Source organism: Rhizobium sp. 01N447_2 (assembly GCF_056399245.1).
The window spans coordinates 32,862-57,051 of record NZ_JBFTQY010000055.1; the positions used below are offsets into that span (position 1 = coordinate 32,862).

Sequence of the window (24,190 nt, forward strand, 5' to 3'; positions counted from 1 at the left end):
GTTACCTCACGAGTGAAAGAGGGGTGAAATCAGGCATGAAAAGGCACCAGAGAAGTCCGAGAGCAGCGGCAACGCCGAAGCGCACGGTATGATGTGTCTCGCGCGGCTTCAGCACCGAAGCGGCGTCGCGGAAACCGGCGGGCAGGAGAAGCGCAAACAGTCCGACCGTTCGGGCCAGCACGCTCCACCGAACACGCCGCGCCATGGAGAAAACGGCGATCACGCCGCCGACCATGAGCGATGCAAGAGTGACGTCGATGGCGGGCCAGAGGCCAAGAATGGCGCCGAGCGCCGCCATCAGCTTGACGTCGCCGCCGCCGCAGCTCCCGGCTGCGAAGGCGATGAAAAAGATCAGGCCGGCTGCAAGGAGGCCGGCGAAGGCAAGCCCTATTCCTGCGAGACCGCCGCTGACTGCCGCCAACATGAACCCGCTAAGCAGGCAGGGATAGGTGACGGCGTTCGGGATATGACCGTGGCGATGGTCGAGCACCGCCGCGGTCATGGTGCAGGCGACGGCAAGAGCCGCCGCTGCAGGCATCAGGGTCAGATCATAGGTCGTATCCATGATCCCGACCCGCTTATTGACCCGGCTCAGGAATTCTCTCGGCATCCGAGAGCGCCGTGTTCTTTTCGTTGAACCATTCGCCGATCTGCTTGCCGAATGCGAGCAGAAGCAGCATCAGCGGAATGACGATCAGGGCGACGGCCAGGACGATCTGGGCCATGTCGCCGCGCTCGTCCTTGTGAAGTGCAATTGCGAGAGTCTTGAGTTTACCAAACATGTGATTACTCCTCATTCCCAGGTTTGTTTCGGTTCGAAGCCCTGGTGAAGATGAACCAAGCATACGCTATCGATCTGAATGAGCATGTTGCTCGATCCAATGATATTTTCTGCTTCAGCTTATCTTCCCCGGCTGCCAACGTTTGTTGAACAACACCATTAAGACCCAAGAGTGCGCCCAAGGCCAGCCCTCCGTCAAGCAAACGAAACGAAGGGTTCCAATTGTCTTGGAGGCGTCGCCGGCACAATCGCAGTTGACGTCATATTTTTTCAACTAACCTCTTGAACAGACTAAGATTTTAGCTGAATGGCCGAAGTTTTTGTCAACCTGGCAAGGCCTCGTCTACTGCTCCATAATTGGTCAATTCTTTCAACGCGATAGAAGAAACGGCGTGTGGCGATCATAATGACTGCCTGCGCGAGGCCCGGCCATGGYGTTGTTTGGCGATCTGGATTAAGGTTTCGTCAAATGGTGGGTATCGCCCGCCAGTCGATCCGGAGAGAGAACGATGGAAACGATGAGCAGCATCTTGATACTTGGATTGGTCCTTATTCCACTGATGATGTTCTTTCCGACCGCGGTTCAGATGATGGCGACACTGTTCGGCATGAGCACCGTCCTGGTCGGGATGCCGCTCTGATGAAGGCCGTTTCCGACGACGCTGCCGAACAGGCAACCTTCCAGGTCCTGACCCGGGCGCTGGACAAACTGCTCGGGCCGATCCGTTTTCTCCTCGACGATCCGAGCGTGTCCGAAATCCTGATCAACGGGACATCCGACATCTTCGTCGAAAGGCGAGGCAAGCTCGAACGCGCCGATACGCGTTTTGCCAGTCGCGAGGACCTGGAATCGGCCGCGCGCAGCATCGCGCAGTTCTCAGGCAAGCGGCTGACGCCCGAGGAGCCGAGCATCGAGGCCCGTCTGCCGGATGGTTCGCGCGTGCAGATGATCCAGCCGCCGGCCGCCCGCACCGGGCTCTGCATCTCCATTCGCCGCTTCCTGAAAGAACATCGCAGCATCCGCGACCTCGTCACCCAGGGCAGCCTGACGGAGGAATCGCTGTCGCTGCTGCAGGCGGCCGTCGGGCTGCAGAAGAATGTCATCATCTCCGGCGGCACCGGCACCGGCAAGACGACGATGCTGAACGCGCTGTCGGAAGCCTTTGCCGACCACGAGCGCGTCATCGTCATCGAGGACACGTCCGAACTGCAGATCCGCAAGGAACACGTGGTCTATCTCGAAGTGACCAAGCCCGACCGTTTCGGTCGCGGTGGCGCCAGCATCCGCGACCTGTTCCGCTCGTCGCTGCGCATGCGGCCCGACCGGATCATCGTCGGCGAGTGCCGCGGCGGCGAGGCGCTCGATATGATCCAGGCGATGACATCAGGCCACAGCGGCAGCCTTTCGACGGTGCACGCGAACACCCCCTATGACTCCCTGCACCGGCTGGAAACGCTGGCGCTGATGTCTGATATCGACATGCCGCTTCGGCCGCTGCGCGCCCAGATCGCCTCGGCAGTCGACGTCGTCGTGCAGATCGCCCGCTTCAAGCGCACCGGCCGGCGCCGGGTGATCGAGATTTCCGAGATCAAGGGCCTGAACAATGACGGCCAGTATATCGTCGAAAGCATCTACAAGCTCGAGGGCGACGGTCATTCCAATCCCGACGGCGCACTGCTTTGGACCGGTGTCGTGCCGAGCTTTGCCGCCGATGCGGTGGAAGAGCTGCAAGGCGCGGAGCGCCCCGAATGGGTCGGTGCCGCCGCGCTGCATACAGCTTAAAAACGATCGAAACCTGCCTCTAGAACAGGAAGATTTTAGGCCGGGCCGGCCCAAAATCTTCCTGGTCTACATTCTATAGTTAGAGCATGATGTCATCCGAAAACCGCTCACACTTTTCGGCATCATGCTCTGTCAGACGCTATCCTTTTCAGCGCTCGCCGCCATATGGGTGAGATCGTCCCAAAGGCTTTCGGCAAAACTGCGCAGAACCGTAAGCTCGAAGCTGTCATTGCCGGTGCGGACGATCTGCACCGAGAGATGGCCGACCATCGTCATGGCCGAATGGCCGTCCGGAAAGACGGAAGGATCGAGATCGACGGCGGTCCCCCTTGAGAGAAGCGCCCGCGAAGAACGGCCGGAAACGCTGATACGCACGCGCCCGTGGCTCTGGTCCATGACGAAGGCCTTGCCCGCAAGCGCTGCCAAAAGAGCATCGAGGCTGGCGGGAACTAGCGGCTCGTCGCCGGCGACGAACCATTGCCGGAAGCCCGCCTGGCGGATCGAAGTTTTCGCAAAGCCTGCTTTCACCAATTCCGCGGCGAGCGCGGTTGGCTCGATTGCGCCGAGCACATGCAGGAGATGGCCCTCCGGCAAGGCTTCCAGCCGGATGCCTGCCTCTGAGATGCTGTTATATGCCGTGCCGGCCAGAACCGGTTTGTGCTGCGGAAGATCAGGCATGGAGCTTCTCGTTTTCAGGATCGATGAAGACGGGATGGCAGAGCACCGCATCGGTGAATTCGTTGCGCAGGCCGTTCCAGACCGTCACCTTTTCACCGATGCGCTCCGGCCCACGCCTGACGAGCGCCAGGCCGATCGTATGGCCGAGCCCCGGCGAAAAGGCGCTTGATGTCACATAGCCCTGGTCGTTTTCGAGCGTCGCCGCAACGCCGTCGGCAAGAATATGCGAGCCGGTGCGGAAACCGCTTGCCGGATCGAGCGGCTTGACGCCGACGAGGCGCGGCCGCTCGGGATCCTGCAAGCCTTCGCGCGCCAGCATTGCCTTGCCGATGAAATCCGGCTTGGTGGATGAAACCATGCGGCCGAAGCCGAGATCGCCGGGCGTTACCGTGCCGTTGATCTCAGCATGGGTGACATGACCCTTTTCGATGCGCATGACGCCGAGCGCTTCGGCGCCATAGGCGCAGATGCCATGTTTCTCGCCCGCCGCCATGATCGCATCGGCGACACCTTCGCCGTAGCCGGCCGGTACTGCAAGCTCGTAGGCGAGTTCGCCGGAGAAGGAGATCCGGAAGAGCCGGCCTTCGAGGCGGCCGCCGAAGAGGGAGACCTTGCGGGCGCTCATGAAGGGGAAGGCCGCATCCGACAAGTCTTCGTCGACGATCTCCTGAAGAATGGCGCGCGACTTCGGCCCGGCAACGGCCATCTGCGCCCATTGATCGGTCGAGGAGGCAAAGCAGACGTCGAGGTCCGGCCAGAGCGTCTGGGCGCAGAATTCGAGATGGGTGAGCACGCCGGCGGCAAGTGCGGTCGTCGTCGTCATGAAGAAATGCTCGTCACTGAACCGGCTGGTGGTGCCGTCATCATAGATGAAGCCGTCCTCGCGCAGCATGATGCCGTAACGCGCCTTGCCCAGAGCAAGTTTGGCGAAGCCGTTGCAATAGATGCGGTCGAGGAAGGTCGCGGCATCCTTCCCGAAGATCTCGATCTTGCCGAGGGTCGAGACGTCGCAGAGGCCGGCATTTTTCCGGATGTTCAGCACCTCGCGGTCGACGCTTTCGCGCCACGTCGTCTCGCCGGCACGCGGAAACCAGGAGGACCGGTACCAGAGGCCGGTTTCGACGAAGACCGCGCCGTTCTTCTCGGCCCAGCCATGCAGCGGCGATTTGCGCGCCGGCTGGAAATGTTTGCCGCGCGATGTCCCGGTCAAGGCGCCGAAGGAAACCGGCGTGTAGAAGGGCCGAAAGGTCGTCGTTCCCACTTCGGCGGGCGACACGCCGCGCGCCTCGGCAAGGATGCCGATGGCGTTGATGTTGGAAAGCTTGCCCTGGTCGGTCGCCATGCCTGATGTGGTGTAACGCTTGGCGAGCTCGACATGGCCGTAGCCTTCGCGGACGGCGAGGCCCAAATCCTTGAGATGCACGTCGTTCTGGTAATCGACGAAAGCCTTGCCCTTCGAGCCTTTGACCGACCAGAGCGGCTTTGCCTGTGCAGCCGCCTCGGAGGCCATAGTAAAGGCCGGTTCCGCCGCCGCGAAGCCGATCGTCTTCAACGCGGCAGCTGCCTTTGCGGCGCCATCGCCGAGGCAGGTCGCCGTTTGCGCAAGGCCGGCGGCCGAGCCGGCAACGGTCAGACCTTCCTGCTGAGCAGGCGCCAGAAACGCCGATGCCTCGTCCGACCATTGCGGTTTTGCACCGCGATGGCAGGCAAGATGAATGATCGGGCTCCAGCCGCCCGACATGGCAAGCGCATCGGCTTCGATCCGACGGGTGCCGGTTGCTGCCTCGACGCTGACGCCGCGCAGGCGCTTGCCACCAAACGCATCGATAACCCTGGCGCCCTTCAGCACCTCGGCGCGGCCCTGCCAACTCGCGGCCGCATCCCCGCGGCTGTCGACGATCGCCGCGACCGCGAGGCCGGCTGTTTCAAGATCGGCTGCGGTGCGGTATCCGGTGTCGTTAGTGGTGAAGATGACCGTGCTTCTGCCAGGTGCGACCGCCTGCCGGTTGAGATAGCTGCGCATGGCGCCCGCCATCATCACACCGGGAATATCGTTGCCGCCGAAGACGAGTGGCCGCTCCTCGGCGCCGGTCGCAAGGATCGCCTGGCGGGCGACGATGCGCCACAATCGTTCGACCGGGCGTTCCGGATCGGGCATCGCCACATGCTTCTGCACCCGTTCGACCGCGCCGAAGACATTGTCGTCGTACCAGCCGAACACCGTCATGCGCGGCAGACGCCGCACATTCGGAAGACCCTCCAGTTCGGCAAGCAGCTCACCGAGAAGCGCGTCTGCCGGCTTGCCGTCAATAGAACCGCTGTCGGAAAGCAGGCTGCCGCCCAGTTCGGGTCCCTCGTCGGCGAGGATGACGCGCGCACCGGCGCGGCCGGCGGTCAGCGCTGCGGCAAGACCGGCAGGGCCCGCGCCGATCACCAGCAGATCGCAATGCGCCCAGCATTTCTCGTAGCTATCGGGATCGGCCTCGTAGGAGGCCCTGCCGAGGCCTGCCGCCTTGCGGATCACCGGCTCGTAGAGTTTTTCCCAAAGCGCCGCCGGCCACATGAAGGTCTTGTAGTAGAAGCCGGCGCTGAGGAAGGGCGACAGCAGCCCGTTGACCGCGCCGACATCGAAGCCGAGCGAAGGCCAGCGGTTCTGGCTCTTTGCTGTCAGCCCTTGGTAAAGCTCGATCATCGTCGCGCGCGTATTCGGTTCGGTGCGCCCGCCGTTGCCTGTCGTCACCAGCGCGTTCGGTTCGGCGGCCCCCGCCGTCAGGATGCCGCGCGGGCGGTGATATTTGAAGCTGCGGCCGACGAGCTGGACGCCGTTGGCAAGCAGCGCCGAGGCAAGCGTATCGCCCGGATGGCCTTCAAGGGGCCTKCCGTCGAAAGTAAAGCCGAGCGACGTGGTGCGATCGATGCGGCCGCCGGAGGAAAGACGGAAGCTCGTCATGCCGGTTCTCCGCCGAGCTTGGAAAGGGCAGCATCCCTGACGCCGTGGACCGCATGGGTGACGGTATCGCGTTCGACGATCAGCCAGCGGCGGCATCCGGAAGAGTGGTGCCAGTATTCGCTGTGCCGGCCGCGCGGATTGTCACGCAGATAGACATAATCGAACCACGCCTCCGCACCGGCATCCGGCGCCGGTCTGATAAAGCCCGCATCGCCGCGGATCGAAAATTCCTCCTTCGGTCGGGCGCCGCAATGAGGACAGGAAATCAGGCTTGCCATCGTCAAATGTCCTCAGTGCAGATTGGGCTGGGCGCCGACGCCCTTTTCGTCGATCGGGTAGCCGCGCGCGAAGCGGTCGAGCCGGAAGGCGCGGGCGGTCTGATGCGGCGCATTGCGGGCAATCAGATGGGCATAGCAGAAGCCGGAGGCGGGCGTGGCCTTGAAGCCGCCGTAACACCAGCCGGTGTTGAGATAGAGATTGTCGATATGGGTGCGGTCGATGATCGGCGAGCCGTCCATGCTCATATCCATGACGCCACCCCAGGAGCGCAGATAGCGCACGCGCGACAAGGAAGGGATCATCGCCAGCCCGGCTTCGGCGACATGTTCGACCGATGCGAGATTGCCGCGCTGGGCATAGGAATTATAGCCGTCGATATCGCCACCGAAGACCAGGCCGCCCTTGTCCGACTGGGACACGTAGAAATGCCCGGCGCCGAAGGTGACGACCGTGTCGATGAACGGCTTCAGCCCCTCTGAAACAAAGGCCTGCAGCACATGGCTTTCGATCGGCAGGCGAAGGCCGGCCATATCGGCAACGACGGTGGAATTGCCGGCGGCCGCAAGCGCCAGCTTGCCGCAACCGATGAAGCCCTTGCTGGTCTCGACGCCGGTCACCTGGCCATTTTCGCGGCGGATGCCGGTCACCTCGCACTGGGTGATGATGTCGACGCCGCGTTGATCGGCGCCGCGCGCATAACCCCAGGCGACCGCATCGTGACGCACCGTGCCGCCGCGCGGGTGGAACAGGCCGCCCATCACAGGGAAACGGGCATTGTCGAAATCGAGGAAGGGCAATTTCTTGCGCACCGCCTGGCGGTCGAGAAGCTCGGCGTCGACGCCGTGCAGCCGCATGGCGTTGCCGCGGCGCGTATAGGCGTCGCGCTGCGCGTCGGAATGGAAGAGGTTGAGCACGCCGCGCTGCGAGACCATRGCGTTGAAGTTGAAGTCCTGCTCCAACCCTTCCCACAGCTTCATCGACAACTCGTAGAAGGGATTATTGCCCGGCAACAGGTAGTTCGAGCGGATGATCGTCGTGTTCCTGCCGATATTGCCGGAGCCGAGGTAGCCCTTTTCGAGGACGGCGACATTGGTGACGCCGAATTCCTTGGCAAGATAATAAGCGGTGGCAAGACCATGGCCGCCGCCACCGACGATGATGACGTCGTAATGCGGCTTCGGCGCCGGGTCGCGCCAGGCAGGCGACCAGCTTTTGTTACCGCGAAGGCCGTTCAGGAAAATCGAAAGAGCGGAATAGCGCATGGGTCACCCAGAATGAACAGCTGCATGATGCCAGAAAGAAGCGGACAGACTTGCACGATAGGGACATAAATGGCTAAGAAAGAGACATGTCCTCACTTGATAGCAGAAATGCCCAGACGATCGGTTTCATCCTTATCCCGGGATTTGCGCTGATGTCCTATGCCTCGGCGACCGAACCGCTCAGGGCGGCAAATCTCTTGGCGGGACGTGAGATCTATCGGCTGCAGATCTTCTCGCCGGATGGCGCACCGGCGCTTTCCTCCTCGGGCGTCAGCGTCCCGGCCGAACCTCTGCCCGTCAGGGGCGCGGGGCTCGGAACGGCCTTCGTCTGCGCCGGCGGCTTGCCCCGGGACTGGCGGTATCCCGGCGTCCTTTCCTGTTTGAGGCAGCTGTCGCGCGAAGGTGTGAGGATCGGCGGCATCTCGGGCGGTCCGTATCTGATGGCCGCCGCCGGACTGCTTGGCGGCCGCGACTTCACCATCCACTGGGAGCATGCCTCAGCCCTTCTCGAAGCCTTCCCGGACCTCACGCCGCGTCAGGCGCGCTTCATGATCGACGGCAACAGGATTACCTGCGGCGGCGGCATCGCACCGCTCGACATGATGCACGTGCTGATCGCCGAGCGCATGGGGCCGGATTTCGCCCGCCGCGTCAGCGACTGGTATCTTCATACCGAGGTCAACGAACCCGCAGCCCCGCAGCGCGCCTCGCTGGCAGAGCGCTATGGCGTCCATCATCCCGGCCTGCTCAGCGTTCTCGAACGGATGGAGGAGACGATCGAGATGCCGCTCGAGCGTGCCGCCATGGCGCGCATCGCCGGCGTCACCACCCGCCATCTCGACCGGCTCTTTGCTGCCCAGCTCAATACCACCTTCCTCGATCAGTACCGCAGGATCAGGCTGCAGCATGCCCATCGCCTGCTGAAACAGAGCCCGCTTTCCGTCTCGGAAATTGCGGTGGCCACCGGTTTTTCCAGTCTGAGCCATTTTTCCCGGATGTTCCGCGCCGTCTATGGCATCGCTCCGCGCGCGGCGCGGCGGGAATAGTTTTCTTCACGGTTGAGAAATTTTCACTATGACGATAGGGTTGCCTTCAGACAAAAGAGAAGGCGGCAGTGGAAAACCCATGAAATTGAAGCGTGAAGCGGCAGAGCAACCGGAACAGGCCCATGGTGGACGCGCGGCCTTTTCCCAGGATCCGCACGCCGTCCGCGAGCCGAAGGAAAACAACCTCGAAATGGCGATCGGCCATGAGGTGCGCGCCTACCGCAAGAAACTCGGCATCACGGTCACCGATCTGGCGGCCGCGACCGGCATTTCACTCGGCATGCTGTCGAAGATCGAGAACGGCAACATCTCGCCGTCGCTGACGACGCTGCAATCGCTGTCGCGGGCGCTCGGCGTACCGCTGACCGCCTTTTTTCGCCGCTATGAGGAACCGCGCAATGCCGTCTTCGTCAAGGCGGGGCAGGGCATCGAGCTCGAACGGCGCGGCACGCGCGCCGGCCATCAATATAATCTGCTCGGCCATATCGACAACAATACCAGYGGCGTCATCGTCGAGCCCTATCTCATCACATTGACGGCCGATTCCGACACCTTCCCGACCTTTCAGCACGAGGGCATGGAATTTCTCTACATGCTCGAAGGCGTGGTCGTTTATCGCCATGGCGACCAGCTTTTCCAGATGGAGCCGGGCGACAGCCTGTTCTTCGATGCCGACGCGCCGCATGGACCGGAGCAACTGGTGAAACTCCCGAGCAAGTACCTTTCGATCATCACCTATCCCCAGCAGATCTCCAAAGGCTGACTTGCCTTAAAAGAAAAAATCTTTCTTCCGAGTTGAAATCCCAAAACAGACCTGCTAGTCCTTTCTCAACACGAACGGAGGTCTGGTCATGTGCGGAATTGTGGGTCTCTTCCTCAAGGATAAAAGTCTCGAACCGGAGCTCGGCGCGCTGCTGTCCTCCATGCTGGTGACGATGACGGATCGGGGGCCGGACAGCGCCGGTATCGCGATCTATGGCGACGCCAGCGGCAGCAATGCCAAGATCACCATCCAGTCGGCCAATCCGAAGAAGGATTTCGCCGGCCTCGAGGCCGAACTCGGCGAGGCGGTTGGCGCACGKGTCGCCATCCAGGTGAAGAGCACGCATGCCGTCATCACGCTTGCGAGGGACCTGCTCGACGCGGGCAAGGCAGCCGTTGCGGAACTGCGTCCGAACGTTCGCATCATGAGCAGCGGCGACGCCATCGAGATCTATAAGGAAACCGGCCTGCCGAAGGATGTTGTCTCCCGCTTCGCGGTCAATTCAATGGCCGGCACCCACGGCATCGGCCATACCCGCATGGCGACGGAATCGGCCGTCACGACGCTCGGCGCCCATCCTTTTTCCACCGGCTCCGACCAATGCCTGGTGCATAATGGCTCGCTGTCCAACCACAACAATCTGCGCCGCGAGCTGAAGCGCGAAGGCATGACCTTCGAAACGGAAAACGACACCGAGGTTGCCGCCGCCTATCTGACGGCAGAGATGGCCAAGGGCAAGAATCTCGGCCAGGCGCTGGAAGGCGCGGTGGATGACCTCGACGGCTTCTTCACCTTCGTCGTCGGCACGAAGTCCGGCTTCGGCGTCGTGCGCGATGCAATTGCCTGCAAGCCCGCTGTCATGGCCGAAACGGACCAGTATGTCGCCTTCGGTTCGGAATACCGGGCGCTCGTCAATCTGCCCGGCATCGAGAATGCCCGGGTCTGGGAGCCGGAGCCTGCAACTGTCTATTTCTGGGATCACCAGAAGGTCGCTTGACCGGCACCTCATGCGCATTCTCCAAGGGTTATCGAAACATGCCTGTCATTGATCTTGCCACTACGCCGTTGCGTGAACTCAACAGCGCCCTGCACAACATCCAGAACGGTTCGAACGATCTTTCCTTCGAAGTCGTCAACCCGCGCGGCAGCCATTCGGTTGCCGTCGGCATCGATGCGCCCGTCACGGTCGACGTGAAGGGGTCCGTCGGCTATTATTGCGCCGGGATGAATGACGGCGGGACCGTCACCGTTCATGGTTCGGCAGGTCCGGGTGTTGCGGAAAACATGATGTCTGGAACAGTCGTCATCGAGGGCGATGCCAGCCAGTATGCCGGCGCAACCGGCCGCGGTGGCCTCCTTGTCATCAAGGGCAATGCGGCGTCACGCTGCGGCATCTCGATGAAGGGCATCGACATTGTCGTTCATGGCAATATCGGCCACATGTCCGCCTTCATGGGCCAGTCCGGCCACCTTGTGGTGCTCGGTGATGCCGGCGATGCGCTTGGGGATTCGCTCTACGAGGCGAAGCTCTTCGTGCGCGGTTCGGTCAAGAGCCTGGGTGCCGATTGCATCGAAAAGGAGCTGCGTCCCGAGCATCTGACGAAGCTGGCCGAACTTCTCGAAAAGGCGGGTGTGACCGAAGTGAGGCCCGAGGAATTCAAGCGTTACGGCTCCGCCCGCAAGCTTTACAATTTCAATATCGACAACGCTGACGCATATTAAGGCGAGGGACCATCATGAGCTATCACAACCCCTATACCCCGCCGCGCAAGTCCGCGACCTTCGACGATTACACGCTGGCGGAGATCCGCCGTGCTGCCGCGACCGGCATTTACGACATCCGTGGCGCCGGCACCAAACGGAAGGTTCCGCATTTCGATGACCTGCTGTTTCTCGGCGCATCGATCTCGCGCTATCCGCTCGAAGGTTACCGCGAGAAGTGCGACACGTCAGTCGTCCTCGGCGCGCGCTTCGCCAAAAAGCCCATCCACCTGAAGACGCCGATCACCATTGCCGGCATGAGCTTCGGCGCGCTCTCCGGCAATGCCAAGGAAGCGCTCGGACGCGGCGCGACGATTGCCGGAACCTCCACCACGACAGGCGACGGCGGGATGACCGATGAAGAGCGCGGCCATTCACAGACGCTGGTCTACCAGTATCTGCCGTCGCGATACGGCATGAATCCCAAGGACCTGCGTCGCGCCGATGCGATCGAGGTGGTTGTCGGTCAGGGCGCAAAGCCCGGCGGCGGCGGCATGCTGCTCGGCCAGAAGATCTCCGATCGCGTCGCCAACATGCGCAATCTGCCGAAGGGCATCGACCAGCGCTCGGCCTGCCGCCATCCGGATTGGACCGGCCCGGACGACCTCGAAATCAAGATCCTGGAACTGCGCGAGATCACCGACTGGGAAAAGCCGATCTATGTGAAGGTCGGCGGCGCGCGTCCCTATTACGATACAGCGCTTGCCGTGAAGGCCGGTGCCGACGTGGTGGTGCTAGACGGAATGCAGGGCGGAACCGCGGCAACGCAGGATGTCTTCATCGAGAATGTCGGCATGCCGACGCTTGCCTGCATCCGCCCCGCTGTCCAAGCGCTGCAGGATCTCGGCATGCATCGCAAGGTGCAACTGATCATCTCGGGCGGCATCCGTTCGGGCGCCGACGTGGCCAAGGCACTGGCGCTGGGCGCCGATGCCGTTGCCATCGGTACGGCGGCGCTCGTTGCGATCGGCGACAACGATCCGCACTGGGAAGAAGAATACCAAAAGCTCGGCACGACGGCCGGCGCCTATGACGACTGGCACGAAGGGAAGGACCCGGCTGGCATCACGACGCAGGACCCGGAGCTGATGAAGCGGCTTGATCCGATCGCCGCTGGCCGCCGTCTTGCCAACTATCTGAAGGTTATGACGCTGGAAGCCCAGACCATCGCGCGCGCCTGCGGCAAGAACCACCTGCACAACCTGGAACCGGAAGATCTTTGCGCGCTGACGATGGAGGCCGCCGCCATGGCCCAGATCCCGCTCGCCGGCACAAACTGGTATCCCGGCAAGGGAGGCTACTGATTTCTACCGGCCGGGCAAACGTCCCGGCCGTCTCGCATCCATAACCAAAGTGTCTCCAAGAAATCCAAAGGGGAACGAGAATGACACTGGACCTTGCTGCTTTTGCCAGAGACAAAGGCATCAAATATTTCATGATCAGCTATACCGACCTGTTCGGCGGCCAACGCGCCAAGCTGGTCCCCGCAGAAGCCATCGCCGATATGCAGAAAGATGGCGCCGGCTTTGCGGGCTTTGCAACCTGGCTCGATCTGACGCCTGCCCATCCCGACCTGTTTGCGGTTCCCGATGCTTCCTCCGTCATCCAGCTACCCTGGAAGAAAGACGTCGCATGGGTTGCTGCCGACTGCGTCATGGACGATCGGCCTGTCGAACAGGCACCGCGTGTGCTGCTGAAAAGACTGGTCGCTGAAGCTGCGAAAGAAGGGCTCCGGGTAAAAACCGGCGTAGAGCCCGAGTTCTTTCTCATCTCCTCGGACGGCTCGGTGATTTCGGACCAGTTCGATACAGCCGAAAAGCCCTGCTACGATCAGCAGGCCGTGATGCGTCGCTATGATGTCATCGCCGAGATCTGCGACTACATGCTCGAGCTTGGCTGGAAGCCCTATCAGAACGACCACGAGGACGCGAACGGCCAGTTCGAGATGAACTGGGAATATGACGACGCGCTTCAGACAGCCGACAAGCACTCCTTCTTCAAGTTCATGGTCAAGTCGGTCGCCGAAAAGCACGGCCTTCGCGCCACCTTCATGCCGAAGCCCTTCAAAGGCCTGACCGGAAACGGCTGCCATGCCCACATCTCGGTCTGGGACGTCGATGGCAAGGTCAACGCCTTCGCGGACAAGGAAATGCCCTTTGGGCTCTCCGCTCAGGGTAAGACCTTCCTCGGCGGCATCATGAAGCACGCCTCCGCGTTGGCCGCGATCACCAATCCGACGGTCAACTCCTACAAGCGCATCAACGCGCCCCGCACGACATCTGGCGCGACCTGGTCGCCGAACACCGTCACCTGGACGGGCAACAACCGCACCCACATGGTACGTGTGCCGGGACCGGGCCGCTTCGAGCTGCGCCTGCCGGACGGTGCGGTCAACCCGTATCTGCTACAGGCGATCATCATCGCGGCCGGCCTTGACGGCATCCGCAGCCAGTCCGATCCCGGCCGGCACTACGATATCGACATGTATGCCGAGGGGCATCTGGTGAAGGACGCGCCGCGTCTGCCGCTCAACCTGCTCGACGCGCTGCGCGCCTATGATGCCGACGAGGGTTTGAAGCAAGCGATCGGGGCTGAGTTTTCCGCCGCCTATCTCAAGCTCAAACACCAGGAATGGAATGCCTACTGCTCGCATTTCACCCAGTGGGAACGCGACAGTACGCTCGACATCTGAGTGGCTGGAAGCCTCCAATCACTGACGCGCCGGGGCGAACAGGCTCCGGCGTGATCGGGTCCCCTGCACTTGATATGGCGAAGAAAGTGACAGCATGAAGAACTTCGTACTCACCGTATCCTGCAAGTCGACGCGCGGCATCGTGGCGGCGATTTCGAGCTATCTGGCCGACAAGGGCTGCAACATCATCGACAGCTCGCAGTTCGACGATCTCGATACCGGCAAGTTCTTCATGCGCGTCAGCTTCATTTCGGAAGAGGGTCTTTCGGGCGCCTATATCGACACCGGTTTTGCAGCCGTCGCCGCTCCTTTCGAAATGGATTACGATTTTCACGACAGCGAGCAGCGCATGAAGGTGCTGCTGATGGTGTCGCGCTTCGGCCATTGCCTCAACGACCTGCTCTATCGCTGGAAGATCGGCGCGCTGCCGATCGACATCGTTGGCGTCGTCTCCAACCATTTCGATTACCAGAAGGTCGTGGTCAACCATGACATCCCCTTCCACCATATTCCGGTCACCAAGGCCAACAAGGTGCAGGCCGAGGCCCGCATCATGGAAGTGGCCGAGCAGACCGGCACCGAACTGATTGTGCTCGCACGCTACATGCAGATCCTGTCGGACGAGATGTGCCAGAAAATGTCCGGGAAGATCATCAACATCCACCATTCCTTCCTGCCGAGCTTCAAAGGCGCCAACCCTTACAAGCAGGCCTACGGCCGCGGCGTGAAGCTGATCGGGGCAACCGCGCATTACGTCACCGCCGATCTCGACGAAGGCCCGATCATCGAGCAGGACACGGCGCGCATCACCCATGCGCAGTCGCCCGACGACTATGTCTCGATCGGCCGCGACGTCGAAAGCCAGGTGCTGGCCCGTGCCATCCACGCCCATATCCATCACCGTACTTTCATCAACGGCAATCGCACCGTGGTCTTCCCGGCAAGCCCCGGCAGCTACGCCTCCGAACGCATGGGTTAGAGACGGCTTGGGGGACGGCAAAAACGTAGCCGCAGGCGTTGCTCAGATGGTGAAGGTTGCAGCAAGCGCCGTCAAAAGTTTGGGAAATGCATGTCGGGCGGGGTTGCCACGGCGCGAAAGACTTATATAGTCAGGAAATAAATATTCCGTAGAGGAAACAAAAGGGAACGGACAATGGCTTTATCATGGCGTTTCTCCGTCTTGGCGGATCGGCATCGCGCTCTGGGATCGAAGCTCGAGGACTGGAGCGGCATGGGCACCGCCTGGACCTACGACAAGGACATGTCGGAAGAACATGTCGCCGTCCGCACCAAGGCCGGCATCATGGATGTCTCGGGCCTGAAGAAGGTGCACCTGGTCGGCCCGCACGCCATCGCCGTGCTCGACTCCATCACCACCCGCGACCTGACGAAGATCTACCCCGGCCGGTCGGTCTATGCGACCATGCTGAACGAGCGCGGCCACTTCACCGACGACTGCATCGTCTATCGCACCGGCCCGAATTCCTGGATGCTGGTGCATGGCTCGGGCTCCGGCCACGAGGAACTCGTCAAGCAGGCCGCCGGCCGCAATTGCGCCGTGCTCTTCGACGATGACCTGCACGACCTGTCCCTGCAGGGGCCGATCGCGGTCGATTATCTCGCCAAATATGTCCCCGGCATCCGCGACCTCAAATATTTCCATCATATGCAGACGACACTGTTCGGCGCACCGGTGATGATCTCGCGCACCGGCTATACCGGCGAGCGCGGCTACGAGATCTTCGTGCGCGGCCAGGACGCCGTCATGGTCTGGGACCGGATCGTCGAGGAAGGCAAGGAGATGGGCATCATCCCCTGCTGCTTCTCGGTTCTCGACATGCTGCGGGTCGAAAGCTACCTGCTCTTCTACCCCTACGACAATTCGCAGATGTACCCCTTCGCCGATCAGCCGCCCGGCGACAGCCTCTGGGAACTCGGCCTCGACTTCACCGTCAGCCCCGGCAAGACGGGCTTCCGCGGCGCCGAGGAACATGCCCGCCTCAAGGGCAAGGAGCGCTTCAAGATCTTCGGCATGCTGATCGATGCCGACGGACCGGCCGATCTTGGCGACGAAGTCTTTGCCGACGGCAAAAAGGTCGGCGTCATTACCTGCCCGAGCTATTCATCGCTGACGAAGAAATCCATGGCGATTGCCCGTCTGGACGTTGACAAGGCGGTGCATGGGACGAAACTCGAGGTCCGCGGCAAGACCGTGAAGGTAGGCGCCACCGCCCACACGCTTCCTTTCGACGATCCGGAGAAGAAGAAGAGGATTGCCGTAGGTTAAGGAGCACGCAAATGYTCGTTGCAGGCATCAAGAGCCGACCAGTCTACACGGGCCTGACCATCCAGCCGCGCGCCCGGCGGCACATTTTCGCGCTCGAAGGGGAGGGCGCCAAGGCTCTGCTCGATCAGCAGCCGGCGCTTGACGAAACGGCGCTTTCCCGGAGCGAGATCCTCTATGTCGCCCGGGGCTCGCAGGGTACCGGCCTGGACGAGGCGCTGGCCCGCCTCGGCGCCGACATGTTCTTCACGGCGCCGACGATCGCCACGCTGCTCTTCCGATTGAAGGGTTCGCTCGCCACCGCCCATATGGGCACGCGGCTTTATCTGTCGGGCACGGAAGGCTTCATCGGCCAGGCGATGCTGGTGGCGCTCGATTACGGCATGGACCATGCCTCCGTCATCACCGAGCAGCGCGGCTCGCTGGCCCGGCGTGTGCAATGCGTCCATTGCAAGGGCATCACCGACGACGTCACCACCAGCCCTTTCACCTGTAGCCATTGCGGGCTGCCGCTTCTGGTGCGCGACCATTATTCGCGCCGGCTCGCCGCCTTCCAGGGCGTCAATATCGATGCGGAAGAACCGGGTAGCGCGCCTGATCCGGAGGAGTTGTTCCTTTGAGCGGTGGTACTGAAATTCCTGTCCGCGTGACGCGGATCACGCCGATCGCCGAGCGCGTCAAGCGCTTCCGTTTCGAGCGCCTTGACGGCAAGCCGATGCCTTATTTCTCCGGCGGCGCCCACGTCATCGTTTTGATGAACGATGGCGGCCATATGCGCCGCAACGCCTATTCGCTGATGTCGCCGCCGCATGATTGCGCAGCCTATGAGATCAGCGTGCTGCACGTCGAGGATTCGCGCGGCGGCTCCACCTTCATGCATGAGAAGCTCAGCGAAGGCGACGAGTTGAAGGTCAGCTATCCCGTCAACCTGTTCCAGCCGGACTGGCGCGGGCGCAAGCACCTTCTGATCGCCGGCGGCATCGGCATTACCCCCTTCATTGCAATGATGGAGCAGTTTTCCCGCGAGGGCGCCAATTTCGAGCTGCATTATGCCATCCGCACGCGCGACCGCGGTGCCTATTGGCAGCAACTTGTCGAGCGCTATGGCGGACATCGCATCAAGATCTATTGCGATGCCGAAGGCGGCGCCATCCCCCTGACGCGCCTGCTCGGCACCCAGCCGCTCGGCACGCATCTTTATGTCTGCGGCCCATCCGGCATGATCGACGGCGTGCTGAAGGMGGGACTAGACGCCGGCTGGCCGGAGCAGAACCTGCATTCCGAACGGTTCCTGTCGTCTCTACCAGGCAAGCCCTTCGCGATCGAGCTCCTGCGGTCCGGCAAGACCGTGAAGGTCGGCCATCACGAAAGCATGCTGGAGGCGATCGAAGCGGCGGGCGTCGACGCGCCCTTCCTCTGTCGCGGCGGCGCCTGCGGTCAATGCGAGACCGGCGTCGTCACTTGCGACGGCAAGCTGCTGCACCATGACGTCTATTTGACGAGCGAAGAAAAAGCATCCGGCCGCAAGGTGATGATCTGCGTTTCCCGCTTCGAGGGAAACACGCTGCATCTTGATCTCTAGCGGCATCGGAAGCGGAACAAGGAGACCGGACATGGCAATCGTCTTCAAGCAGGAAACCTTCCGGAACGATTTCAGCTATCGGAACAGCCCCGAAAACATCCGGCGTTTCCCGTTTCCCTTCGACCGCGACGAATACATGTATTCGGTCAACATGGAGCCACATGTGCACGGCCGGGCGGGAACCGTCTATGAAAGCCTGATCGACGTCGACGAGCATTATGTCGCCGAGATGCACGACCGGGCGCTGGTCCTGAAGGAAGATCCGCTACGCTATCAGGCGCTGCCGCACATGATGAGCGCGCAATGGGATACGCTCGAACTTTTGATGGAAGAGCAGGCGGCGGGTTACCCAGACCATTTCACCCTGATCCGCAACGGCGACCAGTGGCGCTGGATCAACCGCCCGCTGGGCATCGACGACAGCTTCACCTTTGGCGATGCCTCGACGCTGCCCTATGAGCCCTTCGAATATATCACCCGCCAGGCCCAGGGCGACTTCTGCATCGTCGACCAACGCGACGGCAATCTCTGGATGGATGCCGGCATGGTGACCACTCAGGCCGACTGGTCGCTCGATTTCGATATCGGCATGAACTTCATGGAATGGCACGGGCCGGTGCCGCTCGCCCACCAGATCGGCGTCTTCGACCGGGCGCTGAAATTCCTGTTGAACCTGCAGCAGGGCAAGCCGACACGGCGCTTCAACTGGACGATGACGATCAATCCGCGGCTCGACACCAGCCCGGAGAATTATCACAAATGGGGTCCTGACCGCACCACGGTGACACCTGATAATGTCGGCGAGAAGGTGCATCTGCGCGTCGAGCTGCAGAGCCTCTGGCGCCTGCCACGCTCGAACGCCATCCTTTTCGTCATCCGCTGCTACCTGATGAACATGGAAGAGCTCGCCACCGTGCCGAAATGGGCGCGACGCTTTCCGCGCGTGCTGAAGACACTGCCGCCGGAGCTCATCGACTACAAAGGCCTCACCCGCTTCCGCGAGACGACGATCGACTGGTTTTCCAAGTATGACGACGGGGCGCCGACCAGCCCCGGCATCTATCCGGACTGAGGCGCAGCGATGCGTCAGGCAATGCGATATAATCAAGAGGGGAATGCTTCATGACTAGAGTAGCCGTCATCGGTGCCGGTCCTTCCGGACTGGCGCAGCTGCGCGCCTTTCAATCGGCCGCCCAGAAGGGCGCCGAGATCCCGGAGATCGTCTGCTTCGAAAAGCAGTCGGACTGGGGTGGGCTCTGGAACTATACCTGGCGCACCGGGCTCGACGAATATGGCGAGCCGGTCCACGGCAGCATGTATCGTTACCTCTGGTCGAACGGCCCGAAGGAATGCCTCGAATTCGCCGACTATTCCTTCGAGGAGCATTTCGGCAAGCCGATCGCCTCCTATCCGCCGCGCGCCGTGCTCTGGGATTATATCAAGGGCCGCGTCGAGAAGGCGAATGTCCGCCACTGGGTGCGCTTCAGTACGCCGGTGCGCATGGTCCGCTTCGACGATCAGACGAAGAAATTCACGGTGACGGCGCATAACCGCATCGAGGACCGGATGTATGACGAGGAGTTCGACTATGTCGTCGTGGCATCAGGTCACTTCTCGACCCCGAACGTGCCCTATTTCGAGGGTGTGAAGACCTTCAACGGCCGCGTGCTGCATGCCCACGACTTCCGCGACGCGCTTGAGTTCAAGGGCAAGGACATCCTGCTCGTCGGCCGCAGCTATTCGGCCGAGGACATCGGCTCACAATGCTGGAAATACGGCGCGAAATCGGTGACCACGAGCTACCGATCGAAGCCGATGGGCTTCAAATGGCCGGAGAATTTCGAGGAGCGGCCGCTGCTGACCAAGCTCGAAAACCGGACGGCGCATTTCCTCGACGGCTCGACCAAGGAGGTCGATGCCGTGATCCTCTGCACCGGATACCAGCACCATTTCCCCTTCCTGCCCGACGATCTCCGGCTGAAGACGGCCAACCGCCTCTGGGCTGACTGCCTCTACAAGGGGGTGATCTTCGACAAAAACCCGCAGCTTTTCTATATCGGCATGCAGGACCAGTTCTACACCTTCAACATGTTCGATGTGCAGGCCTGGTGGGCGCGCGACGTGATGATGGGCCGCATCACCCTGCCGCCTGAAGAGGAGCTGAAGGCCAATTTCGACATGTGGCGCGCCCGCGAGGAGACGCTCGAAGATGCCGAGCAGATGATCTGGTATCAGGGCGACTATGTGAAGGAACTGCTCGCCGAAACCGATTATCCGAGCTTTGACATCGAGGGGACCAACCAGACCTTCATGGAGTGGGAGCATCACAAGGCCCATAACATCATGGGCTTCCGCGACCATGCCTACCGGTCGCTGATGACCGGCAACATGTCGCCGACGCACCACACGCCCTGGGTCGAGGCGCTCGACGATTCCATGGAGGAATATCTGCGCAACTGATGAGGCGGACCTGCATTGCCGGAGGAGGGTGTTCATGCTCTCTTCCGGCATTGTGTCGTGCGCCTTTTTAAATGAGACGACATAAATCCATCTGCAACTCTTCTCTTCGGATGTGGCCTTCATGGATTTTCAAACGAGCATTCTCGGGCGCATGAGCGGTTTTCTCTATCGCTGCCGTGCCGACGAAAACTACACGATGCTTGAGATGACCAACGGCATCGAGCGCATCTTCGGTTATCCGGCCGACGAAATCATCGGCAACCGCACGCGGACCTTTACCTCGATCATGTACGAGGAAGACGTGCCTCTGATGGACAAGATCGTCGGACGGGCGCTGGAGAAGCGCACGGACTGGACGATGGAGTACCGCATCCGCCATGCCATGGGTCATCTCATCTGGGTGACCGAGACGGGCGGCGGCATCTGGGACGAGAAGGGTGAGCTTCTCTATCTCGAAGGCAGCATCATCAACATCGAATCGCTCTATCAGCGAATCGATGACCAGACCGCCGATATGCGCATCACCGCCTCGAAGACCAATGAAATCCTGCAATCGCTGCGCTACCTGAAGCTGCTGGCCGTCAATGCCGGCATCGAGGCCGCCCGCGCCGGCACGGCCGGATCGGGCTTTGCGGTGCTTGCCGCCGAGATGCGCACGCTCGCCAACTCGTCTGAAGAGGCCGCACGCGCCATTTCCAACGCGCAACGCAAGGCGGAAGGCTGAGCGCTGCCCAAGCAGCGGCAGATTTGCGGCTCACGTTCGAAGCCGCATTATTAACCGTTCCGTTCTTCCGGAAATTGCACGGCCTTTCCAATGGCTTGCGGCAATCCTGTGTCTGAAGAATCTCCTGTGATTGTGGGTAATATTAGGGCCGCGTTAACTTTTTGTTAACCATAGCAGCGGTAGACATGGTCAACGATTTCTTCACATAGATGACCAAAGTGCTAACAGACGCTCGCTCTATCCGCATCAAGGGCCGCTCTTTCCTCGCGGTCATGCTGTCTCCAGATCTTCCGATCGATGATTGGTTGATCAGGCTGGACGATCTGGCTGCGCGTTCGGCCGGCTTCTTCCTCGGACGGCCTGTCGTGCTCGACCTGACGGACCTGCAAATCGACCGCTCGCAGTTGAAGGACCTGATTGCCGAACTTGCCAAGCGCAATGTCAGCATCATGGGCATCGAGGGCGCTCGGCCTTCGATCCTCGGGTCCGGCATGCCGCCCGCCCTCAAAGGCGGTCGGTCGGTTTCCGATATCGAGGTTCAGGCAAAGGAGCCTGCCGATCCGCCCGGCAAACCGGCAGTGGCGGAGACCCGCCCGCCAATGCAATCGATCGTCATCCGGGAGCCGGTGCGCTCGGGGCAATCGGTGATCTTTCCGGAAGGCGACGTCACCGTCATCGGTTCGGTCGCCTCGGGTGCCGAGGTCATCGCCGGCGGGTCCGTCCATATCTATGGCGCCTTGCGTGGCCGAGCCATGGCGGGGTCCATCGGAAACGCATCGGCGCGGATCTTTTGCCGCAAGCTCGAGGCCGAACTGGTTGCAATCGACGGCATCTACAAAATGGCGGAAGACATGGCGCCCAATCTTCGCGGACAGGCTGTTCAGCTCTGGCTCGAAGACGACGCGATCATGGCAGAGAAACTGATCTGACGACAGCGCCGCGCGCCTCATCGGGAGCCGCAAAGGACGCTTTAACACCTTGAATTACTGGGGCCACGGCAAAGGAGAGACAATGATGGGGAAAGTGATCGTCGTCACGTCAGGCAAGGGCGGGGTTGGCAAGACGACCTCGACCGCCGCGTTGGGAGCGGCGCTGGCGCAACGCAATGAAAAAGTCGTCGTCGTCGATTTCGACGTGGGCTTACGCAATCTCGACCTCGTGATGGGCGCCGAACGCAGGGTCGTCTACGACCTGATCAATGTCATCCAGGGCGACGCCAAGCTTACCCAGGCGCTGATCCGCGACAAGCGGCTGGAGACGCTGTTCCTGCTGCCGGCTTCGCAGACGCGCGACAAGGACAACCTGACGGCCGAGGGCGTCGAGCGCGTCATCAACGACCTGAAGCGTTATTTCGACTGGATCATCTGCGACAGCCCCGCCGGGATCGAGCGTGGGGCAACGCTTGCCATGCGCCACGCCGATGTTGCCGTGGTCGTCACCAATCCCGAGGTCTCGTCGGTGCGCGATTCAGATCGCATCATCGGCCTGCTGGATGCCAAGACCGCCAAGGCCGAACGTGGCGAGCGGATGGAAAAGCACCTGCTGCTCACCCGCTACGACGCCAACCGCGCCGAACGCGGCGACATGCTCAAGGTCGACGACGTCCTGGAGATCCTTTCCATCCCGCTTCTCGGTATCATACCCGAAAGCATGGATGTTCTGCGGGCATCCAACATCGGTGCGCCGGTCACGCTGGCAGACAGCCGCAGCGCGGCTGCTATGGCCTATTTCGATGCCGCTCGCCGGCTTGCGGGCGAGACGGTGCCGATCGCGATCCCAGAGGAAAAGAGGAATATTTTCGGCAAGATCTTCGGACGGAGGGCGGCATGAATATTTTCCGTCTTTTCAACAAGCAGAGAACCGCACCAGCCGCCCGCGAACGGCTGCAGGTCCTTCTCGCCCATGAACGTTCCTCGGCGGGGTCGGACCTGGTCTCCCTGCTGCGCGAGGAAATCCTTGCGGTGATCGCCAAGCACGTGCAGCTCGACCACGACAAGGTGCAGGTGACGATCGATCGCAACGAGTACGTCTCGACGCTCGAGATCGACGTCGAAATTCCGCTGAATGCAGCCGTGCAGGCCGCGTGAACGACAACGCGCTGCCTGTTGCGACAACAGGCAGCGCTGACGATCAGGACTTTCTGGCTTTGCGATTGGCGTAACGCAGGTCGCGTTCGGCCTTTCGGGCGGCTTCATCGGCAATCACGCGAGCGATCCGGTCTTTGTCAGCCGCTTCGCGCGCGTCGGCATCGGCGCGTGCTGCGGCCTCGGCGGCAGCCTGGCGTTCGGCTTCTGCAGCCTGAGCCCGCTCCAGTTCCTCGAGCTTGACCCGTTCTCGCTGAGCGCGACGTTCTTCCCTGGCCGCGGCAATGGCTTGACGCTCCGCCTGCTTTGCCAGCCTTGTGGGTTCGGCTGAATCCTTGGCGTTACGATACGCATTGAGGAGAGCCGCCTTGGCTTCGGCAGCGGCGCTGCGGCGATCGGAAAGCTCGTTGTTTCTGGCGTTTTTCAAATCTGTTTCCTGACTGTTTGACTTCGACTCTAGAGCATGATGCCGAAAACTGTGCGCAGTTTTCGGACGACATCATGCTCCAACTCTTTAATTTAGAACAGGACTCAGAGATTAGGCCGATCCGGCCTAAAATCATCCTGTTCTATGGCGCCGCACGTCATCGGACGCGCAAAGGGCGCTGTAATACTTTGAACTGCTGCATGGTTTTATCCTGAAATCGAATCCGATTTAAGGAATTATGCAGTAGGGGTCAGATTTTCTTTTTTCGCTTCGCGGCAGGAGCAGTAACCCCTGTCAAGCGATCCTGCAATTCCTTGGCCTCACGCGCTTCGCGTAACCGCAAGGTTTTTTCCTCGCGGGCACGTACGGTCGAATCGATCTCTTCGACCGCGCGGCTTCGCGCCAGGAACTGCGATTGCGCGTTTCCGAAGGCAATCTCCGCCTGCTTGCGTGATTTGCTGTGTGACTCTGTCATATCAATCCTGGATTTTATCACAGCGCCGCGCGTCTTTCAGACGCGCAAAGGACGCTGTAACGCTTTGAATTACTGCATAATTCCTTAAAGCGATTCCGCGTTTAGGAAATTATGCAGCAGCCCGCTGGCCGACTCAGCAAAAAAGGCCAGGCAACGTGC

26 protein-coding genes are annotated in these 24,190 nt (G+C 61.3%); 18 read left to right on the forward strand and 8 right to left on the reverse strand.

Annotation, left to right across the window (positions count from 1 at the left end; all coding sequences use genetic code 11):
* Position 1 precedes the first annotated feature (1 nt).
* The gene (locus AC1ECN_RS27880; protein WP_130673931.1) at positions 2-565 is read right to left on the reverse strand and encodes an A24 family peptidase; all 564 of its coding nucleotides are present in this window, start codon (positions 563-565) and stop codon (positions 2-4) included.
* Between the two features lie 13 nt (positions 566-578).
* Positions 579-782 carry a hypothetical protein gene (locus AC1ECN_RS27885; protein WP_018246152.1) on the reverse strand — a complete coding sequence of 68 codons (204 nt, stop codon included), beginning with the start codon at positions 780-782 and terminating at the stop codon, positions 579-581.
* Positions 783-1,299: 517 nt separating this feature from the next.
* Between AC1ECN_RS27885 and AC1ECN_RS27890 the strand changes: the two genes are divergently transcribed.
* Both AC1ECN_RS27890 and AC1ECN_RS27895 read left to right on the forward strand, forming a co-directional pair.
* Positions 1,300-1,422, forward strand: coding sequence for a hypothetical protein (locus tag AC1ECN_RS27890; RefSeq protein ID WP_260060310.1), 123 nt, complete (start codon positions 1,300-1,302; stop codon positions 1,420-1,422).
* A complete protein-coding gene (locus AC1ECN_RS27895; RefSeq protein WP_032982691.1) occupies positions 1,422-2,564 on the forward strand; it encodes a TadA family conjugal transfer-associated ATPase in 1,143 nt (380 codons plus the stop codon). The genes AC1ECN_RS27890 and AC1ECN_RS27895 overlap by 1 nt, the downstream gene beginning before the upstream one ends.
* Positions 2,565-2,696: 132 nt before the next feature.
* Here AC1ECN_RS27895 and AC1ECN_RS27900 read toward each other — a convergent pair whose 3' ends face one another.
* From AC1ECN_RS27900 to AC1ECN_RS27915, 4 genes are read right to left on the reverse strand one after another with little or no spacing between them, the layout of a single operon-like run.
* The gene (locus tag AC1ECN_RS27900) at positions 2,697-3,242 is read right to left on the reverse strand and encodes a sarcosine oxidase subunit gamma (protein ID WP_130673933.1); all 546 of its coding nucleotides are present in this window, start codon (positions 3,240-3,242) and stop codon (positions 2,697-2,699) included.
* Positions 3,235-6,192 (reverse strand): sarcosine oxidase subunit alpha family protein, encoded by a 2,958-nt coding sequence (locus tag AC1ECN_RS27905; protein ID WP_477954778.1) that lies wholly within the window; start codon positions 6,190-6,192, stop codon positions 3,235-3,237. Before AC1ECN_RS27905 ends, AC1ECN_RS27900 begins: the two co-directional genes overlap by 8 nt.
* The gene (locus AC1ECN_RS27910) at positions 6,189-6,470 is read right to left on the reverse strand and encodes a sarcosine oxidase subunit delta (protein WP_024321763.1); all 282 of its coding nucleotides are present in this window, start codon (positions 6,468-6,470) and stop codon (positions 6,189-6,191) included. The genes AC1ECN_RS27905 and AC1ECN_RS27910 overlap by 4 nt, the downstream gene beginning before the upstream one ends.
* A 12-nt stretch (positions 6,471-6,482) precedes the next feature.
* The gene (locus AC1ECN_RS27915) at positions 6,483-7,733 is read right to left on the reverse strand and encodes a sarcosine oxidase subunit beta family protein (protein WP_130673935.1); all 1,251 of its coding nucleotides are present in this window, start codon (positions 7,731-7,733) and stop codon (positions 6,483-6,485) included.
* Positions 7,734-7,819: 86 nt separating this feature from the next.
* On the opposite strand from AC1ECN_RS27915, the gene AC1ECN_RS27920 reads away from it, so the two are divergent.
* The 16 genes from AC1ECN_RS27920 (at position 7,820) to minE (ending at position 23,132) form a co-directional block, all read left to right on the forward strand.
* Complete coding sequence (locus AC1ECN_RS27920) at positions 7,820-8,779, forward strand: GlxA family transcriptional regulator (RefSeq protein ID WP_075224579.1); 960 nt, start codon at positions 7,820-7,822, stop codon at positions 8,777-8,779.
* A gap of 79 nt (positions 8,780-8,858) precedes the next feature.
* A complete protein-coding gene (locus AC1ECN_RS27925) occupies positions 8,859-9,542 on the forward strand; it encodes a helix-turn-helix domain-containing protein (RefSeq protein ID WP_477954780.1) in 684 nt (227 codons plus the stop codon).
* An 88-nt stretch (positions 9,543-9,630) separates the two neighbouring features.
* Positions 9,631-10,539, forward strand: a complete 909-nt coding sequence (locus tag AC1ECN_RS27930) for a class II glutamine amidotransferase (RefSeq protein WP_018071663.1) — start codon at positions 9,631-9,633, stop codon at positions 10,537-10,539.
* 38 nt (positions 10,540-10,577) lie between these two features.
* On the forward strand, positions 10,578-11,264 hold the full coding sequence (locus AC1ECN_RS27935) for a GltB/FmdC/FwdC-like GXGXG domain-containing protein (protein ID WP_003548139.1): 687 nt from the start codon (positions 10,578-10,580) through the stop codon (positions 11,262-11,264).
* Positions 11,265-11,278: 14 nt separating this feature from the next.
* Positions 11,279-12,607 (forward strand): FMN-binding glutamate synthase family protein, encoded by a 1,329-nt coding sequence (locus tag AC1ECN_RS27940; RefSeq protein ID WP_003548137.1) that lies wholly within the window; start codon positions 11,279-11,281, stop codon positions 12,605-12,607.
* Between the two features lie 80 nt (positions 12,608-12,687).
* Complete coding sequence (glnT, locus tag AC1ECN_RS27945; RefSeq protein WP_130673937.1) at positions 12,688-13,995, forward strand: type III glutamate--ammonia ligase; 1,308 nt, start codon at positions 12,688-12,690, stop codon at positions 13,993-13,995.
* Positions 13,996-14,089: 94 nt separating this feature from the next.
* Complete coding sequence (gene purU / locus AC1ECN_RS27950; RefSeq protein WP_130673938.1) at positions 14,090-14,974, forward strand: formyltetrahydrofolate deformylase; 885 nt, start codon at positions 14,090-14,092, stop codon at positions 14,972-14,974.
* Positions 14,975-15,148: 174 nt separating this feature from the next.
* Positions 15,149-16,282 (forward strand): aminomethyl transferase family protein, encoded by a 1,134-nt coding sequence (locus AC1ECN_RS27955; RefSeq protein ID WP_130673939.1) that lies wholly within the window; start codon positions 15,149-15,151, stop codon positions 16,280-16,282.
* A gap of 11 nt (positions 16,283-16,293) precedes the next feature.
* Positions 16,294-16,899, forward strand: coding sequence for a dimethylamine monooxygenase subunit DmmA family protein (locus AC1ECN_RS27960; RefSeq protein ID WP_477954783.1), 606 nt, complete (start codon positions 16,294-16,296; stop codon positions 16,897-16,899).
* Complete coding sequence (locus AC1ECN_RS27965; RefSeq protein WP_477954784.1) at positions 16,896-17,861, forward strand: PDR/VanB family oxidoreductase; 966 nt, start codon at positions 16,896-16,898, stop codon at positions 17,859-17,861. The genes AC1ECN_RS27960 and AC1ECN_RS27965 overlap by 4 nt, the downstream gene beginning before the upstream one ends.
* Positions 17,862-17,892: 31 nt before the next feature.
* Entirely contained in the window at positions 17,893-18,933 is a 1,041-nt protein-coding gene (locus AC1ECN_RS27970; protein WP_130673942.1) for a heme-dependent oxidative N-demethylase family protein, read from the forward strand.
* A gap of 50 nt (positions 18,934-18,983) precedes the next feature.
* On the forward strand, positions 18,984-20,321 hold the full coding sequence (locus tag AC1ECN_RS27975; RefSeq protein WP_130673943.1) for an NAD(P)-binding domain-containing protein: 1,338 nt from the start codon (positions 18,984-18,986) through the stop codon (positions 20,319-20,321).
* Between the two features lie 121 nt (positions 20,322-20,442).
* Positions 20,443-21,045, forward strand: a complete 603-nt coding sequence (locus AC1ECN_RS27980; RefSeq protein WP_130673944.1) for a methyl-accepting chemotaxis protein — start codon at positions 20,443-20,445, stop codon at positions 21,043-21,045.
* Between the two features lie 209 nt (positions 21,046-21,254).
* Entirely contained in the window at positions 21,255-21,974 is a 720-nt protein-coding gene (gene minC / locus AC1ECN_RS27985; RefSeq protein WP_018071671.1) for a septum site-determining protein MinC, read from the forward strand.
* 85 nt (positions 21,975-22,059) lie between these two features.
* Positions 22,060-22,875: a septum site-determining protein MinD gene (minD, locus tag AC1ECN_RS27990; protein ID WP_018448670.1), complete on the forward strand. Its 816-nt coding sequence runs from the start codon at positions 22,060-22,062 to the stop codon at positions 22,873-22,875.
* Positions 22,872-23,132, forward strand: a complete 261-nt coding sequence (gene minE, locus AC1ECN_RS27995; RefSeq protein WP_003574994.1) for a cell division topological specificity factor MinE — start codon at positions 22,872-22,874, stop codon at positions 23,130-23,132. Before minD ends, minE begins: the two co-directional genes overlap by 4 nt.
* Before the next feature lie 43 nt (positions 23,133-23,175).
* Here minE and AC1ECN_RS28000 read toward each other — a convergent pair whose 3' ends face one another.
* Both AC1ECN_RS28000 and AC1ECN_RS28005 read right to left on the reverse strand, forming a co-directional pair.
* Positions 23,176-23,556, reverse strand: a complete 381-nt coding sequence (locus AC1ECN_RS28000; protein ID WP_018071673.1) for a DUF6481 family protein — start codon at positions 23,554-23,556, stop codon at positions 23,176-23,178.
* A gap of 250 nt (positions 23,557-23,806) precedes the next feature.
* Positions 23,807-24,031 (reverse strand): hypothetical protein, encoded by a 225-nt coding sequence (locus AC1ECN_RS28005; protein WP_018071674.1) that lies wholly within the window; start codon positions 24,029-24,031, stop codon positions 23,807-23,809.
* Positions 24,032-24,190: the final 159 nt, after the last annotated feature.